At 48.7% G+C, this 16,889-nt stretch carries 15 protein-coding genes and 2 pseudogenes; 9 read left to right on the top strand and 8 right to left on the bottom strand.

What is annotated here, in order from left to right:
- Nucleotides 1-58 precede the first annotated feature (58 nt).
- From FBY01_RS27930 to FBY01_RS27920, 3 genes are all read left to right on the top strand, one after another.
- Nucleotides 59-229, top strand: coding sequence for an AlpA family transcriptional regulator (locus tag FBY01_RS27930; protein ID WP_145310401.1), 171 nt, complete (start codon nucleotides 59-61; stop codon nucleotides 227-229).
- 49 nt (nucleotides 230-278) lie between these two features.
- On the top strand, nucleotides 279-575 hold the full coding sequence (locus FBY01_RS27925; RefSeq protein ID WP_145310399.1) for a hypothetical protein: 297 nt from the start codon (nucleotides 279-281) through the stop codon (nucleotides 573-575).
- Between the two features lie 288 nt (nucleotides 576-863).
- Nucleotides 864-2,840 carry a replication endonuclease gene (locus FBY01_RS27920; RefSeq protein ID WP_145310397.1) on the top strand — a complete coding sequence of 659 codons (1,977 nt, stop codon included), beginning with the start codon at nucleotides 864-866 and terminating at the stop codon, nucleotides 2,838-2,840.
- Nucleotides 2,841-2,864: 24 nt separating this feature from the next.
- Here FBY01_RS27920 and FBY01_RS27915 read toward each other — a convergent pair whose 3' ends face one another.
- From FBY01_RS27915 to FBY01_RS27905, 3 genes are read right to left on the bottom strand one after another with little or no spacing between them, the layout of a single operon-like run.
- The gene (locus FBY01_RS27915; RefSeq protein WP_145310395.1) at nucleotides 2,865-3,284 is read right to left on the bottom strand and encodes a hypothetical protein; all 420 of its coding nucleotides are present in this window, start codon (nucleotides 3,282-3,284) and stop codon (nucleotides 2,865-2,867) included.
- Nucleotides 3,285-3,338: 54 nt separating this feature from the next.
- Nucleotides 3,339-4,475 (bottom strand): HNH endonuclease, encoded by a 1,137-nt coding sequence (locus FBY01_RS27910; RefSeq protein ID WP_145310393.1) that lies wholly within the window; start codon nucleotides 4,473-4,475, stop codon nucleotides 3,339-3,341.
- A 51-nt stretch (nucleotides 4,476-4,526) separates the two neighbouring features.
- Nucleotides 4,527-5,708, bottom strand: a complete 1,182-nt coding sequence (locus FBY01_RS27905) for an SEC-C metal-binding domain-containing protein (RefSeq protein WP_145310391.1) — start codon at nucleotides 5,706-5,708, stop codon at nucleotides 4,527-4,529.
- A 483-nt stretch (nucleotides 5,709-6,191) separates the two neighbouring features.
- Here FBY01_RS27905 and FBY01_RS27900 point away from each other — a divergent pair, with 483 nt between their 5' ends.
- The gene (locus FBY01_RS27900; RefSeq protein ID WP_145310389.1) at nucleotides 6,192-6,605 is read left to right on the top strand and encodes a hypothetical protein; all 414 of its coding nucleotides are present in this window, start codon (nucleotides 6,192-6,194) and stop codon (nucleotides 6,603-6,605) included.
- Nucleotides 6,602-8,356 carry a relaxase/mobilization nuclease domain-containing protein gene (locus tag FBY01_RS27895; protein WP_145310387.1) on the top strand — a complete coding sequence of 585 codons (1,755 nt, stop codon included), beginning with the start codon at nucleotides 6,602-6,604 and terminating at the stop codon, nucleotides 8,354-8,356. The genes FBY01_RS27900 and FBY01_RS27895 overlap by 4 nt, the downstream gene beginning before the upstream one ends.
- 578 nt (nucleotides 8,357-8,934) lie before the next feature.
- On the opposite strand, the gene FBY01_RS27890 is transcribed toward FBY01_RS27895, so the two are convergent.
- On the bottom strand, nucleotides 8,935-9,456 hold the full coding sequence (locus FBY01_RS27890; RefSeq protein WP_145310385.1) for a hypothetical protein: 522 nt from the start codon (nucleotides 9,454-9,456) through the stop codon (nucleotides 8,935-8,937).
- Nucleotides 9,457-9,590: 134 nt separating this feature from the next.
- On the opposite strand from FBY01_RS27890, the gene FBY01_RS27885 reads away from it, so the two are divergent.
- The 4 genes and pseudogenes from FBY01_RS27885 to FBY01_RS27870 all read left to right on the top strand — a co-directional run bounded on the left by FBY01_RS27885 (nucleotide 9,591) and on the right by FBY01_RS27870 (nucleotide 11,656).
- Nucleotides 9,591-9,893 (top strand): helix-turn-helix domain-containing protein, encoded by a 303-nt coding sequence (locus FBY01_RS27885; RefSeq protein WP_145310382.1) that lies wholly within the window; start codon nucleotides 9,591-9,593, stop codon nucleotides 9,891-9,893.
- Between the two features lie 294 nt (nucleotides 9,894-10,187).
- Nucleotides 10,188-10,916 (top strand): annotated as a pseudogene (locus FBY01_RS27880) (IS3 family transposase); the annotation flags it as partial.
- A gap of 15 nt (nucleotides 10,917-10,931) precedes the next feature.
- Nucleotides 10,932-11,099: pseudogene (locus tag FBY01_RS27875) on the top strand (transposase domain-containing protein); the annotation flags it as partial.
- 68 nt (nucleotides 11,100-11,167) lie between these two features.
- On the top strand, nucleotides 11,168-11,656 hold the full coding sequence (locus FBY01_RS27870) for a GNAT family N-acetyltransferase (RefSeq protein WP_145310379.1): 489 nt from the start codon (nucleotides 11,168-11,170) through the stop codon (nucleotides 11,654-11,656).
- Nucleotides 11,657-11,856: 200 nt separating this feature from the next.
- On the opposite strand, the gene FBY01_RS27865 is transcribed toward FBY01_RS27870, so the two are convergent.
- The 4 genes from FBY01_RS27865 to FBY01_RS27850 form a co-directional block, all read right to left on the bottom strand.
- Complete coding sequence (locus FBY01_RS27865) at nucleotides 11,857-12,453, bottom strand: hypothetical protein (protein WP_145310377.1); 597 nt, start codon at nucleotides 12,451-12,453, stop codon at nucleotides 11,857-11,859.
- Nucleotides 12,454-12,541: 88 nt separating this feature from the next.
- Entirely contained in the window at nucleotides 12,542-14,098 is a 1,557-nt protein-coding gene (locus FBY01_RS27860; RefSeq protein ID WP_145310375.1) for a BCCT family transporter, read from the bottom strand.
- 228 nt (nucleotides 14,099-14,326) lie between these two features.
- On the bottom strand, nucleotides 14,327-15,574 hold the full coding sequence (locus FBY01_RS27855) for a Xaa-Pro peptidase family protein (protein ID WP_010461039.1): 1,248 nt from the start codon (nucleotides 15,572-15,574) through the stop codon (nucleotides 14,327-14,329).
- 51 nt (nucleotides 15,575-15,625) lie between these two features.
- Nucleotides 15,626-16,876, bottom strand: a complete 1,251-nt coding sequence (locus tag FBY01_RS27850; protein WP_178113310.1) for an MFS transporter — start codon at nucleotides 16,874-16,876, stop codon at nucleotides 15,626-15,628.
- Between the last annotated feature and the right edge of the window lie 13 nt (nucleotides 16,877-16,889).

The raw sequence follows: 16,889 nt of genomic DNA, 5'->3' as shown, positions 1-16,889 counted from the left end.
CGGGCCAGGTGATCTGCGAAAAGCTATCAGGGTGAACACAAAACACCAGGACTGAACGATGTTACTTACCACCAAACAAGTTTGCGAAGTTCTAAAAATCGGTCGAAGTACCGTCTATAAAATGACTTTAAATAAGGAAATTCCATCGCCACAAAAAATCGGAATTAAAAACGTATGGCTTGAAAGTGATATTAAAACATTTATCGCAAAAAAATTCGAAGGGGAATAAAAATGAGCTTGAGTATAGGCTTTCTAGTAAACAACAGGAGTGCAAAATAATGTTCAATCATATCTACGAACTGGGGAAACCCAAGAAAAACGTCATAATCCAAGGCATTGTTGACGACTGGGAGTCAAGGCTAAATCAGCTATCCGATCTTAGCGAAAATCTGACGGACAAGGGCGTCAGTGAAAACTTCATGAGTGCCAGCCGCGAGTTAATCAATCAGATTGAAGAGGAAGTGTGGATAGAACAAAAGCGGATCACTGGTGAAAAAGAACAGCTCAAGCTATTAAAAGAAGCTAAAGCTAATCTCTTAGAACAGATCGCTGAACTGCAGGGAGAAGCCTTGTGAACGTTGGCATATCGACGCTGGATATCGACTGAAATTCTAATAGTGTCATTCCGCCGAATAGGCGGCCCAGGATATGGGGGTGAGTGTTTGTAAAATCACTCCCATATTTGAAGACAACCCAGACCGTTGCAGCGGTAACGATACCGTTATGTATTTTGTCTCATCTCAGAAAACTTAGCCACGTCAATATTTCTTCTACCGATGAGGTTATTACTAGTCGGGAAAATCAAGTAAACCTACCGCACCTCCGGGCGGTTTGGCAAACAACTATAATAATAAGAAAAACGCATGAATTCTTCCGCCAAAAATACCAATTATGTGCTCGCTGAGACTTTCGACACAGACAAGTTGTTAGAGAGCTCCCCGTCTTTACTAATACTGAAAATAGATCAGCTTGCCCGCCTCATCTCCCTTAGCCACACAAATCACATTTTCAATATTAAAGCAGACACAACAAAGCTTGTTTTGCATGTTCGTACGCCTCATGAGTTTCTTAAAACTGTCACCCCCAATAGAAACTCAATAATCGCTAGTCTGCTAAAGCGTCTTCAAGATGCCAGTTTAGCGCTTGCTTTGCATGCTCGCACGCCTCATGAGTTTTCTTTAACAGTCACTCCCAATAGAAACTCAACAATCGCTAGTCAGCTAAAGCGTCTTCAAAATGCCAGCTGGTGGCGAAAGAAAATATATACTTTGGTTTTAAAGAGAAGAGAGCATTTGGCGTTCATTAATAAAGAGCTTGGTTTCGACAAGCCGGACAAGTGCTGCTCAGCATATACAGTCGAGCTAATGCATCTAAAGAAACTAAAAAACGATGCATATTTGGAGCAACAAAAAAAACTATACCTCCCGAGCATAAAGTCTGGGACACCTATCACCTTCAATCTAAAAGAAGCAAACAAGAGCGCATCAAAAAATAAATTTCATGAAGTATTTTTGACAATTAAATCACTCGAAAGGATCGCCGACAACAGCAATTTTGAATGGGCATTTGTAACTTTCACTTGTCCATCAAAATTTCATTCGAATCCGAAAAACAAGACACGAAATGAAATAGCAGATTACGATAACGACCTGACATTTAAAAATGGCAGCGACTACTTAAACGGCAGCATGTTTAAAACATTTCAAAAAAGGCTCGATAAAAAATTCAAGCGGGGAAAGGACTACTTCGGATTCAAAGTGATCGAAGTCCACGACGATGGCTGTCCACATATGCATTTTTTGATTTTTTTTGATAGCGCAATGAAAAACTCGATTGAGTCGGTCATTGGAAAATTGTACAACGCTGACCGACCCGAGTGGTATTTCAGAACCTTTAAAGACAAACTGATTAAGTACGGCCTGAATCGCTCCACTGTGGGGAGTGATCTTCAAGGCGCAGTAAAATGTGCAGCAGCATCGAGTTATATTTTCAATTATCTGGCCTTTGCCATGCAGCATGAAGATAGCGACAACAAAGATATAAACTACGAAATGGCAAATAGATACAAATGCGCCATCCGAGCTGCTGGCACCCGACAATATTCATTTTTCGGAGTTAAGAGTTCCCTCACAAAACGGCGAGCACTGCGAAAAGTCAAGCGACTGGAGATATCCCCTCAGAATTTACATGCGAAGCGACTAGCGGATCAGCTATATGTCTCAAAAAGCGATCCGCTGAGGCTCGAAAAGCAACTAGACGCCAGTGTCGCCTTCATCACAGCGAACTCTCAAAATATTGATTTTGTGAAAGAGGTTACAAAGAATAAATTTGGAGAGGAAGTCGTCAAAATCGTTGGCATCAAGCATCGTGATGATGCAGAACACGTTCAAACGAGTGGCCTCTGCATGGCCCTGAGCAAAAATGAGCTCAAATTGCTCAACCACGAAAATGAAGGCGTACAGCGTTTGGCCAGCCTCTATATATCGTCGAAATCCAAACACGTCAAAATGGGGGCAATTAGTGTTAATTATTCAAGTAAAAGCAAAGAGCAAGAGCAGGAGCTCCCCCAAAGCAGACTTAGACCCTCGGAGCCGGATCATAGCCCTCCGCAAGGGCTCCACAGCGCGCCACAGACACGAAGCACACTCTCCCTGCCCCTATCCCAGCGGATGAGGATGAGCGAAGCGCTGAAGTCACTTCAAGAACGACGCGGTATTTATTACAAGCGTGCGTCGACACCCACACAACTTGAAGTCGAACAGAATAACGAGGAACCTAAAAAAACTGGACTCGTGATGCTTGAAAGACCTGGGCTCAATGAAGGTAAAAAAGCGGCATAACACAGTACCGCTATAAGCCAAAGGCTAATTATTTGTTTCTGACAACCCGATTTCGTTAATTTTGAAATCATCCTTCTTTGACCACAAATCTTTTCTCATAGCCAATACCGTTGATAAAAAATTAGTTTTGTTAGGCGTTTCGATGAAAGTTTTCACGCTAAGTATTACGGGCTTTGATGCGTAGAGAATCATTTCGTGATATTCAGCTTTCAGATACTCAATCACATCCAGCGCAGAACTGATGTCTGACTGCCTACTCGAAAGATATTTAATATTTTCCGGCTTAAAATACACATCCATATACAACAGGCACGACTTATATCGTCTTTCTTTATTTTCTAAAACTTTGAATAGAAGCTCTTTCCGCTTAGTAATCAGCGCAGTGATGATACCGCCTATACCAACCAGTCCGAGGAAACCAAGCGTTACTTCAATTGTTCCCATGACGACCTCCAAAAACTCATTACCTGAATGATTGTGTTTTCGTTACTAGCTCCGTTAGCGGTTACCGCGTATTCGATGAGAGATATAGGGGCTGATTTTTTCCATCATTAATATTGTAAACTGTTCTGCCTTCTCTAATGGAATATCTGATCCCTCTGGAATACCTAGTGTCTCAGCCGCGTACACAAAGCCTGCCCTCACAGCACTATCAAGAGCACGCTGCTCGCTTCTTTTAATAATAATAGGTAAAGCGAAATCCGCAGCGGCTTTATGAATGGCATGGTCGACCCCGAAACCATCTATTACCTTGAAAAACTCCTCATCAGCTATATTGCTGTTTACTGCGACATGGGTTTCTTCACCAGTTATAGGATCGAGCGCATAGATTTCATCTATTTCCGGGCCGGTGTAATTGTCGTTAATTAAGATTATGACGCGAAATAGCCCGAAGTATTCAATATAAGACCACAACCTGCTTTTATCAGGATCACTTTTTAAAGAAACGCAATGGAATATTGTTTCCTTGTTTCGGTCAATCACAAGATCGCTCAAGTAGGCGTGCCCATATGGCGGCTCAGCGTTCATGTCAAGCAAGTATGCAATTGCTCGGCCAAATTGACTATGTGGTATACCGCAGTGTGACGCAAACGCCAGCGCTGTTTTAACGAGCGAACGACCAGCCTTCCCCCCACCGAGGCTAAGCTCTACTGTTAGAGGACTATCCAGGTAAGCCGTGTCAATTTTCAGCTCGGAGAGTGCTTTGTCTAAGTCAAAGGCAGGGTGCTTTCTGGCAACCCCATTTAATCTTTTTTTTGCCTCTGCAATTGACTTAGCGACCATGCTGATTCTTTTTTTACCATCAACAAACTCTTCGGAATAACTCGACTTTGGGGAGAAAGAGCCGTCTGGCAAAAGCATATATTGGCGCCCATCTACCGTATTAACTAGTTGGCCTGGAGGCAATCCACGCTCTCTAGTGATGCCGAGCGAAAGCGAAAACCAGTTTAGCTGCTCAGCAAGCTCTGAATCCCAGCTATCGCCCCTCGTGCTGTTGCATTCTATACAAATGAAATCAGACGTTTTTAGCCAGCCGCCTATAGAATTTGGAATTATATGTTCCTTAGACCTGCTTGCCCCTTTTAATTCTGCATTGCAGAAGGCGCAAAATTTATTTGAATCTTCCCCTTTCATATACAGCTCCAAATAACCAACAGGCGAGCAGCATAGTGATGTTAGACAACACTACACCATCAGTTTTTTATGGATTTCTCCAGGAACAAGACGTGCAGGAAAATCATCATAATTGAGTTTTGAAGTATAGCTTTCGGAAAGAGCCAACTCGCAAATATGCTCTTGGTCGCATTCCGAAATACCATTCCACCAACCAAGACTAAAATAATTATTTTCGACATGAGCAAAAATCGATTTTACCAACCAATTTTTTATAAATTTATCACCTCGTTGAAAGAGATCAGCGAGATAAATACTAGCTTTCTCGTGCTCAATCAAATGAGACAAACAGTACACGGCACGCCCCTGAATACAAACTGTGGATAATGCAATGTGCTCAAGGGACTCTTGCTGCCCACTGAAATTTTGAATTCTGACACCGTCAAGATTATAGAAAGGCGATATAGTTCCGCACACAGCGACCGTCAAGGGCGTATCGAACTCTATAATATAGTTCTTTAGCAAGTGAAAACTACTATTCAAACGTATCGATTCAAAACTAGATTTAATTCTACTAATATCATCTAATCCTTTTAATATATCTCTCTGAATGCGTCGAAGACTATATTGAAGTATTAGCTGTTCAATAAGAGTACGTCCATTATCTAGATTTTGGATTTTCCAATCTACAGCCTCGCAAGCGGCAGTTTTTTGATAAAACTCATGACAAACAGCTCTATAAGAACTAGACCAACAATTTTCTCGACTCGGCGAAAATTCGTTTATTTCTATTGCTTTGAAAATTTCAGTATCATGATAGGAGCAAAAACCGAAAAAAATAGACGCATTAGATTTGATCCCGGTTTTTATCCCTTTCTCATCAAGTCGGCCTTCTGAATTCCGATAAAACGTGCCGACGTGTCCATCTTTAGCAATGCTTGTTAGTACCCGACTTCTTTGAATAGTGTGAGCACCTTTAATTGGAAGAACGCAATTATGTGCGTCGTAACTGGCACAGCAAAACTCACTTTTATCAAATATCCGGCTTTGCTCGTGACGTTCCACGTTTCGCGAGATTTTCCGCTTCTTTTCCCGATGTAGATGGCATTCAGAAAACTTTTCACCACTACCACACCAACAAGACTCATTCGGCGTCATCGTGTTGACGTGCGCGATGTCCCCCATCAAGCGTTGCTTAGCACCAATATCCATTGTGGCTATGATTTTTTTTATCTCGTCAGATAGATAATCCATTACCTGCTCCGTCGCGTGATGGAATTTTAAAGGTAGCGTTAAGAAAAAAAATCGTCGATGGACGGCATACTACTCTCAATTGTAGCCTCCCGTCTCGCTAGGACAGCTGTAGTCTGATGCTCATTGAAATACTGCCTGATGCACCTGATTGACGCTCTGGTCTGATCTTGCAGTGCGTTTTTTCCATCGTAACTTGCATCATCTACAAGCGTTTCATCGGCAGTATAAAAATCTGCTATACAACCAAAGCTCAACTCGTACATATACACCTCCAAATATAACCCTCTACCTAAAGCTTGCCAATTGAAGATTCTTTATCTCTATGTTGATAATACGTTCAAGTACATAAGCGAACAAGGCTCCTCGAAAAATAGTCTACGACTATTTCCCGACCTTGCAAGGGTTTACCCTTGACCCAATGGGGTTCCCCCATGCCCCTTTAAGAGCTAAGAAAGATCAATAACAAGAACTCCAGGAGGGGTCATGCCCGAGATAGAAAAAGCATCGGATAAGATGGTACAAATCAATGCCCAGGTGCCATTGTCACAGCGGGAATTGCTCAATCAAAAAGCTCGTGCAGCTGAAATGAATGTAAGCCAATTTGTTAGCCGCTTGATTACCGAGTCGACTGTGGAAGTCACCCCTGGTATTTCAAAGCAGCTGCAAGAACTGAATGCCTGTCTGGGCCGAATCAACAGCAATCTGAACATGCTGGCCAAGCATGCCAATACCTATCGTGAGAACGCCGATGCCTTGCTGATCCATTACCAGTTGGGGCAGATCGGCGGTGACGTACGCAGCGTCGCTGAGTTGTCGCAGGCGATCCATCTGCTGAGCCGCAAACGCAAACCGCGATCAGCGAAAAAGCCGGCCAAGGCGCAGCAGGTGCCGGCATGATCCACGGCCTTTCTAACTACAGCACCAGTGGTGCCGGCTGCGGCCTGGATTACTTCCTGGACGATGATTACTTCGACAAAGAGGCCCAAGTCTGGAAGCCACGCGTACCGGCCCCCGAGCTGCTGGAGGGCGACCCGGAGGTGATTCGTGCGCTATGCGAAAGCCTGGATTTCAAGCACAAGTACACGTCTGGCGTACTGAGCTTTTCGACGGAAGAAACGGCACTGATTGATGCGACACCAGGCCGGAAGGAAGCGCTAATCCAAGAGTTCAAAGACTTCGCTTTTGCCGGCATTGAAAATGCCGATAGCCGCTTGTGGTGCCTGGTGGAGCATAGGCACCTGGGACGCCTTGAAATGCACTACATGGCGCCGAGGGTGCACGCGGAAAGTGGCAAATACTTCAACCCGTTTCCGCCGAATTACAACGGCAAGCGCGGGCCTGGCAGCAACCAGGTGTTCATTTGGCAGAATGACGCCTTTGTTGATCACATGTGCGAGAAGTACGGCCTGCAGAACCCTCGCGATCCGCAATATAAAAGGCCAATAGAGCTGAAACAGTTTGATCCGAAAAAGAACATCAAACAGCAAGTGATCCAGGCGATTGATACATTGATCGATAACCGGGCGATCGGTGGCCGCGAGGACATGATCAAGTTTTTGGAAAACAGTGGTGCAACTATAACAAGAAAAAGCAGCGACTATTTTTCCTTCAAATTTGAAGGAATGGATAAAGCTGTGCGCTTAAAAGGGGAATTGTATGGCGAACGATCTTTCGAGCAAGTTGCAGAAAGGCATGCAGAAGCAATTGCAAGATTCCAAAATGGCCGAGCTGGGTCTGAATCCCGCTATGGTGAAGCACTTGCTGAACGAACAGCGGAAACTCAAGGAAGACATAAAATCGTTGGAGAGTCGATCGAGCGCGCAAAGCGACTTGAATCAGTCTCTTCAAATGAACTTGCAAGCCTGTCAGAAGAATTTAAAGCAATTAAAAACGATCTGGATACTTTCAGTCCTGGGGCTCGGACTGCTGCTCGCAATTTTGTGGCCAATCACCCGTTGATTCGCGGCTTCGATCAAACACAGATCGATGGCCTGGCTAATGCGTGCCATCCGGAGTTGGAAGTGGCTGACGTCAAGACCGACGACCCGGTCGCCGATGAACTGCGGCGCAAGCTGTACAACGCGCTCAAACAGGGCGTCGACGAAGCGATGGCGCAGTCGCGCAAGTTCTTCAAGCAGCAGCAGGAAGCGGCAGAGGCCTTCCGCCAAGCTTTTACCAGAGGCTTTTCCGTGCTGTTCAAATTCAACTTGAGCACTTACAGCGGGCGCAATTTTTTGAGCCAGGATGGCTACGGCAGTGATTTTGCTTCCAACCGACGATTGATCAGCGAGCACATCAAACAACTACGTGATGACATGCGTTACCTCAAAGCCCTGGATCAGCAACAGAGGCGGGTCGAACAGCGAATCCTGACGCCGCTGGGGGCGATGCGAAAGGCGCAGGCTGGCACTGGACTGCGCTCCGATCTGTCATCGCTCATAGAAGCGCCCAAGGCGGTTGCGCCGAAGCTAGATAAGCTGGATGAGAAACTTTTTATATCGGCTGTTAAAAATTCCAATCGGAAATTTGGCTTTGCACTAAAAACAAAAATAAACGATGAGGCTAGAGATGATGGACAAAGTATCATTAACGAAACGCATAGAACTCCTGGAAAAACTGCATTTGACAGCTCACCCACTATCAAATAAAACACGTTGTTTGAAGTGCGGAAACGCTCGATTACAGGTCAATATTTCCGAAGAATTGCCGGAGGAATATGCAAGCCCCGCAATAATAACGGACTTTGTTAGAAAAGTTGAAATCAACATAATTTGTACAGCGACAGCACAAACGCAAATCAAACTTGCCCAAGTCACTCATTGTGAGCTTTTTGAAATGTGCAGCGATGATTAAACGACTGAAACACTATGTGCCCTTCTCGCCGGGCAAGGCTAGTCCGGCGGGCGAAAGCAAGATCGCGCCTCTTCGGCGCCCCAGTGTCGGGGTTCCGCCCCCGACAGGACGTCCCCCGGGCCGGGGTCGGCGTGCTCATGCGCCGCTGCGCGTCGCTATCGCTATCCCTATTTTTTTGATTTCGAGAGTCAAGGGCGACGAAGAAGGTTGGCCAGGGGGAAGATCTGCGGCAGCAAGAGCCCGACGCGCTGCGCTTGTCCGCCACATATGATCGCCTGGCTGGCCGGTGAAGCTGGCCAACCAGCCGCCCAGCTGCGGCCCGATCATATGCGACTATTGACCGCGACCAGCCCTGAGGGCCTCCAAGAGCAAATTAGTTGCTGATAGATGCCCAAGGTTTACTTTCGCAATATTCACGAAATTGTCTCACTCCACCCACCACTGCCCTGATTGGTTTTATCATGTAACGATAGACAACTAGAAAATTTAGTGCGACCCAAGCCAATTGATATGGAGACCCGGCAAAACTTGTTCTGTTATTACCTAGAGTACTACTCCACCAGCCATGAAACACGAAGATCGACACAAATCCAACTAAGAGCACTAACGGACTAATGTTAAAGATTGTACTACAAACAAACGGTATCGTTTCAACTGCGCGTACTGACTCGCCTTCACTTTGAATTGCTACAATCCTTTTTACCTTATCTTTCCCCTCATAGTAAGTAGCTCTTACTTTTTTACCCACATCAACGTGTGCGTCCAATTCATCCGGCAAACTAATATTTTCTAATTTTTCACCGTCAATTTTCCAGTAATTATACGATGCGTTATCGCCTAGTCTCCCGCGAGATTTCGAGTTCAGATGACCGTCAACTATTTTCATTTCGTACATTTCAAAATCCCTCTCTAGTTTGGTCTGTCTAAAGCGCAAGACATCAAAAAGCCATCACCGAGCAAATACTAAGGATCTCTTAGTACTCCGTCAACGAAAAACTAAGACTCTCTTAGCTTTTGCGGCAAGAGAAAATGAGCACGTTCAGCGAACGATTGAGAGCGGCGCGGAAGACAGCAGGCCTTAGCCAAGAACGCCTCGGCATGGAGGCTGGACTAGAGCCTGCCAGTGCATCAGCGAGGATGAATCAGTACGAAAACGGCGTACATGTGCCTGGCAAAGGAACTGTTCAGCAAATCGCGAATGCACTGGGTTTGCCCGCCGCTTATTTCTATTGTGATGACGATGACGAAGCTGAACTGCTCAAGCTTTTCCATTCGCTGAAAAAAGATGATCGTGAGCGCGTGCTAAGCCTGGCTCAGCAGCTCGCAATTTGAGTTTTTGCCACTACTTGAATGCTGCAACCGACCTACCGTTCGTCGGCTTCTGATTGCGAGACTTACGCCAAAGGGTGATCTTCGGCACGCCACAGAGGTGGTCACACTCTAGGTCACAACCTCTTTTGCATCTGAACTAACTTGTTGTTTTTAAATGTTTTTTCTGCGGTATGGCTTCGTAGTGCGTCTCCCATCGCCTCCGCCATATTTGTACCGACAAAGCCCTGATTATTCAGGGCTTTGTCGTTTCTGGCTTTTGACAAAACCCTGCAGCCCATACTTCAGCCCATACCTTTGATCAAGCATTCCTGGCTGGAGAGCGGCGGCGTTTATGGCTATCGCAAAGTCCATGACGATCTGCGCGAAGTCGGTGAGGATTGTGGTCGGCATCGTGTGGCGAGGCTGATGCGTCTTGAAGGTCTGCGCTCTCAGACAGGGTATCGACGCCGTCCTGGCAAATACGGCGGTAAGCCAGCGGTCGCCTCACTCAATTTACTGAAGCGCCAGTTCGATGTCTTAGAACCCAACAAAGTTTGGGTCACCGACATCACTTACATTCGTGCGTATGAAGGCTGGCTGTATTTGGCGGTGGTGCTGGATCTGTTTTCTCGTCAGGTCGTTGGCTGGTCAATGAAGTCGCAGATGATCAGTGATTTGGCCATTGATGCGTTATTGATGGCGGTTTGGAGGCGAAAACCGAAACAAGAGGTGATGGTTCACTCCGACCAGGGCAGCCAGTACAGCAGCTCCGATTGGCGCAGTTTTTTGAAGGCAAACAATTTGGTTGCCAGCATGAGCCGCCGAGGCAATTGTCATGACAACGCCGTGGCTGAGAGCTTCTTCAAGCTGCTGAAACGGGAACGGATCAAGCGGAAAATTTACACCACACGACAGGATGCTCGTGGTGATGTGTTCGATTACATCGAGATGTTTTACAACTCGAAGCGTCGTCATGGTTTCAACAATCAGCTGTCACCGGTAGAGTTTGAAAAGCGTTACACAGCGAGCTTGCAAGGTGTCTAAAGAATCCGGGGCGATTCATTACGCAGTGGCAAACGTGCGGCAGCGATCATGAATTTGATCCAATCGGCACGGCTCAATGGGCATGATCCATATGCTTATCTGAAGGATGTTCTCACGCGGCTGCCGACGCAGCGGGCGTGGGATATTGCAAACCTGCTACCGCATCAATGGGTGCCGCGGTAACCAGGCAAGGTGTTTGAGCAAATCTAGGTGAGCTAGAATGCCGGATGCATAGACCTCAAGGACGCGCGATGATATTGCAACACAGGCCAGTGAAGGCTGATGACATCAAAACTATCTGTAGCTTTCCCCTGAACGCTCGGGAACTGTTTTATATGTTCCCGAAAGCTCAATACCCTCTGACTGAAGCTCAGCTGTCTAATGCTATTGCTCAACGATTCGACTCGACGGTTGTCGAGACCGGGAACAGCGTCGTCGGCTTTGCTAACTTTTATCGGGCTGAAACAGGTGGGGTTTGCTGTATCGGTAATGTCATCGTTGCCCAAGAGGCACGAGGAAAGGGTGTGGCGACCTTCATCGTGGAGACGTTGACAGCTCTGGCGTTCGACCGCTATGACGCCACAGAGGTGCAGATCTCGTGCTTCAATGAAAATACAGCAGGCTTGCTGCTTTATCCAAAACTGGGCTTCTTGCCATTTGCTGTCGAAGAGCGAATTTCCCTGGGTAGTCGTAGATCAGCACTCATCCATATGGCCCGCAGCAGAGCGGCCCGACCATAACTCACATTGAAAGCCCGCTTAATGCAGCTGCTTTCAGGTATTCAGTTGGTTGCTTTGGTTCAGGTACAGTCAGTGCTGAATGGGCAGCGCTGTGCAGCCTAGGGATCAATGGGTGGGATTACCGGACGCTTACAGAAATCCTCCCCAGTTGCCATACCATAAGCGACCGTTAACTTCGATCCGATACTCCGCTTAATGATCTATGGTAATTGGGCTCCAGCCGCGCCATGGCTCGCGCGTGGGGCTATTTTGAACGGCCGTTCAAGATTGTTTTCCGGGTCGAACTGGCGTCGCTCGGTAAAATTCAAATGTCGACCATACACATGAAACGAAAGGCTTGTGTGTTCAGTTTCATTGATCACACTGTGAATACTCCCGCTTGGCAAAAGTAGCACTTCTCCATCTGTGATGCATCGCTCACCCATTAGCTGCAGCTCGGCGTATCCAGGAAGTAGCGCATCGTCCAGACGCTGCCAAAACAGGTTGCGCTCGGTGCCATCGACACCTACCACCACCGCCCAGGTATCGTGGTCATGGGGCGGCACACCACGCCCGGGTAGCCAGCTATCGACCACCACGAATAATGTCTGGTCAGGCTCGACGTGTAACAACGTCGTTCCATATCCCAATTCTGAGTCGGCTTCATACATTTCGGCGCTTAGCCAACTACGCTTTTGCACCATTCGTTGAACCAAAGGGCCGACGAGCGAAAGCAGTTCGGCCTCATTCGCTGCGTCATGCACAATTTTCCTTAGTTCACCCACAAAACTCTGTATATCGTCTTGTTGCGATTCCATTCTCAACATCCCCCTCAGCCGGTTTACCTTCCATGAATTGGCCAGCTGCCTACCTCCGAAGAAGTAGGCCGCTCTCCTTAAAGCAACTTTAGTCACGAGGTTCCTTGGCCAGCGCTTTAACGAAGCCGATCATTAGCAACAGCATGAGCACCATAAACGGCAACCCCATGGCCACTGCACCGGCCTGGATACCTTTCAACGCGGTATCTCCACCGATTACGAACAGCGTGATGGTGACTAATGCAATCATCACTAACCAAAGTACCCGCTGTACTGGTGAAGTTTCCGGGTCACCGCCCGCGGCCAGGTTGTCGACTACTAAGGCGCCCGAGTCCATAGAAGTCACCATAAAGATTACCAACAGGATGACCACCAATCCTGAGCTTATGAGCGGGATCGGCAGCATCTGTAGGAACTGAAAGATCGCCATATTAACATCGGTTAGACCTGCCGCGAGGGTTCCACTACCGGAGATAACTTGATCGATGGCACCCGTGCCGAACGCTGTGAACCAGGCGATAGCCACCAGGGTTGGCACCAACATCACCACGCCGACCATCTGACGGAGCGTGCGGCCTCGGGAAACACGCGCAACGAATACACCGACCAACGGACCCCACGTGCACCACCACGCCCAATAGAATACCGTCCATCCATGGAACCAGTCCTGGTCTGGACGATTGATCCAGTTACTCAGTGGCAGGAAGAACTCGACATAGTCGACGGTCGTGCTCAGCACCCCAGAAAAAAACGTCGATACCCCAATTCCAAACACAACCAATATGAATAAGCCCAGCGCCAGTAACATATTGATATTGCTTAGCAACTTGACTCCTGCATCCATGCCCCGCCATAGAGAAAACCCGGCCAGTCCAGTCACGACCAAGATGAACAGCAGCTGCAAACTAAAGGAGTTGGGAATGCCCAATACTTGTGAGATACCGGCAGTCGACTGCATGGCGCCAAGGCCTAAAGAGGTGGCCAAGCCGAATACGGTAAGCACTACGGTAAACACGTCGACCAACTGCCCTGGCAGCCCTCGATGTGCTTTACCAATCAATGGCTGCAGCCCCGAACTAAGGGCAAATGGGAGCCCCTTGTTAAAGGCAAAAAATCCAACCACCAACGCACTGGTCAGGTAGATGGCCCAAGGATGAAATCCCCAGTGAAAGATCGTTGCCCCCATTGCTGCATGCTCGGCCTGTGGGGTGTTCGCGAGGACATTGAGTGGCGTTTTCCACCAAGCGGTATATTGTGCGACCGGCTCAGCCACGCCCCAATACAGCAGGCCAACACCCATTCCGGCTGCAAATAGCATCGAAAACCAGGACAGTGTGCTGAACTCCGGCGTCGCCTCCTTTCCACCCAAGCGAATTTTACCAAAGGGTGAAATGGCCACGCTGGCGCAAAACAGCACGGCCAGATTACCCATAATCATGATGAACCAGTCGCAGTTCTTGAGAATCCAGCCTTTCGCTCCCTCCAAGGACTGGCCGAAGGTTATCGGATCATGCAACGCAACCAAAACCAGCGCCAATACAATCAAGAATGAAACAGGAAAAATAACCCGGTGAACATTAAATCCTAATATGCGGGTATTGAACGATCGAGAACAGGATTCTTCATCGACAACTAATTCTTTCATGCTAAGGGCCTCTCTATTATTTTTGTATTTACAGCTAACATCGAATAACCGCCCATGGGGCGTAACGTTATCCAGACCGGAATGCACGGCAACGCATTGGAAATGATGTTCAAACAGGAAGCGGTGTACGACAAATCATTTTATCTGCGCGACTAATGACTATTTCTCATGAGTACTATCGTACCAGGCTGGGATGTGCATATAACTGCCACCACCTGAGATGAACGATTACAACCAGTCCTCCTGCCACGGATAATTTGAAAGCGCCTCGCAACCGTTGTGGGTAATTAAAACTTGCTGCTCAAGTTTAATACCTTCCTTACCTCCACGTTTGCCCATATAACTTTCCACGCAAATAACCATATTCTCTTCAAAAACACCGTCATAACCACTGGTCTCCCAATCAGCACCTTTATGCGCCAGTGCCGGATATTCGTCGGCCAGACCCACACCATGCACAACACAGCAGTAACGGTTGTGCTGATAAGGTTGTGGAATATCCCAGGATCGCTGAACGAACTCGTGATGGCTCAGGCCAGGGCGCAAGAGCGCCATGTTGTGGTGGATCTGTTCATGGGCCAGCGCATACAGCTTGCGCTGCTCGGTCGTAGGGGCAACGTGACCGACGGTCCAAGCTCGCGAGATATCCGCGCAATAGCCATAGGGACCGATCAGATCCGTGTCGAAGGAAATGATTTCACCTTCCTGCATCACCCGATCGCTTGACTCCTGCATCCACGGGTTGGTTCTAGGTCCGGAAGCGAGCAGGCGGGTTTCGATCCACTCTCCACCGTGGCGGATATTCTCGTAGTGAAGCCAGGCCCACAGTTGGTTCTCGGTAATGCCAGGACGCTGCTCATCATGCATGCGCTGAATGCCTTTCTCGCACACCTCGATGGTCCAGCGCATCAGCTCCAGTTCGGCGGCTGATTTGATCTTGCGCGCCTCCTCCATCAGACTGTGCCCCTCGACCAGGCTCAACCCCTCAGTTTGGAGTAGCTCAAGCCCTTCGAAGTCTGCCTTATCCACGGCCAGGCGCGCGTTGGCACCAGCGTGTTCACCCATCACATCGACAATTTCTCGGGCCCAAATGGCAGCCTTCTCGGATATGCGCGAACCGGCACCGAAATAACTCCAACTGACCGCTTCGCGCACTTCATCGATCAGACTGATCCCCTCATGCAGGTGTTCGCAATTGTGGAACTCCCACAGGATCACGGGCCCATTGGCAAACACCAACGCGTAACGAGCGAAGTTGTGCAAGGTCCACACCTGCATGTTCGAGGTGTCAGTGGCGTAGCGGATATTGACCGGATCATAGAGCAGGATGGCGGCACAATCGCGCGCCAGTAACTGATAGCGCACCCGCTGCAGGCGGTAGGTACGCGCCGATTGCAGCGTTTCCAGCGTGACCGGGTTGTGCAAGGGTTGCGTGGAGTCATCGCCCGTAGGGTAATTATTCTTATTTTCGAACATGCTTTCGATTCCGTTAATCAAAATAGGAGAAAGGAACGTCACCATTTGGCGTCATGGACGATTCAGCGCGGTGGCGATCTCAGTCTCGTTGATCACTCTGTCGCACTGCGAGCTCTGGGCGTTTACGCCGACCGACTCGACAACCGCCACCAGACTGGAACTGGCCAGACCATTGGGCGTTGACGGGTGATGAAGGGGAGCATCGTCTTGCAAATGCTCACCGGTGACCTTGCCCTGCCCTACAAACACGACAAGCAGCGCAGCGCAGGCAGCGAAGAAGAAATAAAGACTCGATGCGCCGAAGTGCTCCATCAGTGAACCGGCCAGCAGCGGACCGATGCCGGCCCCCACACCAAACGCCACCAACAACACGCGGGCCAATGAAACACGCAATTGCGGCTCAATATTGTCGTTGGCCAGTGCCACACCGAGCGGATACAGGCAAAACTGCAAAAAGCCTATCCCCGCACCGAACAGCATCAGGGTGTTGAACGAAGGGCTTTGACAAAAAACCAGCGGCAGCGTGACGAGCACCAGCAGCACTGCCACAGCGCGAATCAAGCTGGCACGTGGCAATCGATCCGAAAGCCAGCCCAAGGGTAGCTGGGCCAGTAATCCGGCCCCAATCACCAAGGCCATGAACTGACCAATTTCGACCGTATCGAGTCCCTGCTGACTGGCATAGATCGAGGCCAGACCGTAAAAGCCCCCCGTCATCATGCCCGACACCACCAGGGTCACTAACGACTGCGGTATTCGACGCAGGAACAATTTAACGTCGACAGGCGCCGCAAGGATGGGCGTCGGATGCGGGCAGCGGGTCAACGCCACCGGCACCAGGCTCAACGCAAAAGCGATGGCCACGCCAAGCAACGCATGGACTCCCAGGTCGCCATTGAGACTCAGCGCCAGCTGGCCAAGCATCATGCCAACGTAGCTGGCAACCATATAGAGGGCCAGCACGCTGCCGCGCCGTTCCCTCCGAGCCTGATCGTTGAGCCAACTTTCCAACACCATGAACTGACACATCATGGCCACCCCCACCAGCGCTCGCAGCAGCAGCCAAAATGGCAAGGCACTACTGAATTCATGAGCCAGAGCTGCGGCGGCGATCCAGCCGGCGCAGGTGACGTAGCTGCGAATGTGCCCGACCCGCTCAATCAGGTAGTGCCCGACCTTGCCTCCCAACACCATGCCCAAGGCGTTGGCTGCCATCAATGCACCGCTCCACGTCTCGGCCTCCCCCCCCGCGTTCAGGCGCAGCGCCAGGTAGGTCATCAACAAGGTTGAACCCAACTGCATCAGTAAGCTGCTC

The sequence above is a fragment of the Pseudomonas sp. SJZ077 genome, from assembly GCF_007993905.1.
In the GTDB taxonomy this organism is placed as follows: domain Bacteria; phylum Pseudomonadota; class Gammaproteobacteria; order Pseudomonadales; family Pseudomonadaceae; genus Aquipseudomonas; species Aquipseudomonas mandelii.
This window is presented reverse-complemented; position numbering and strand designations above follow the sequence as displayed.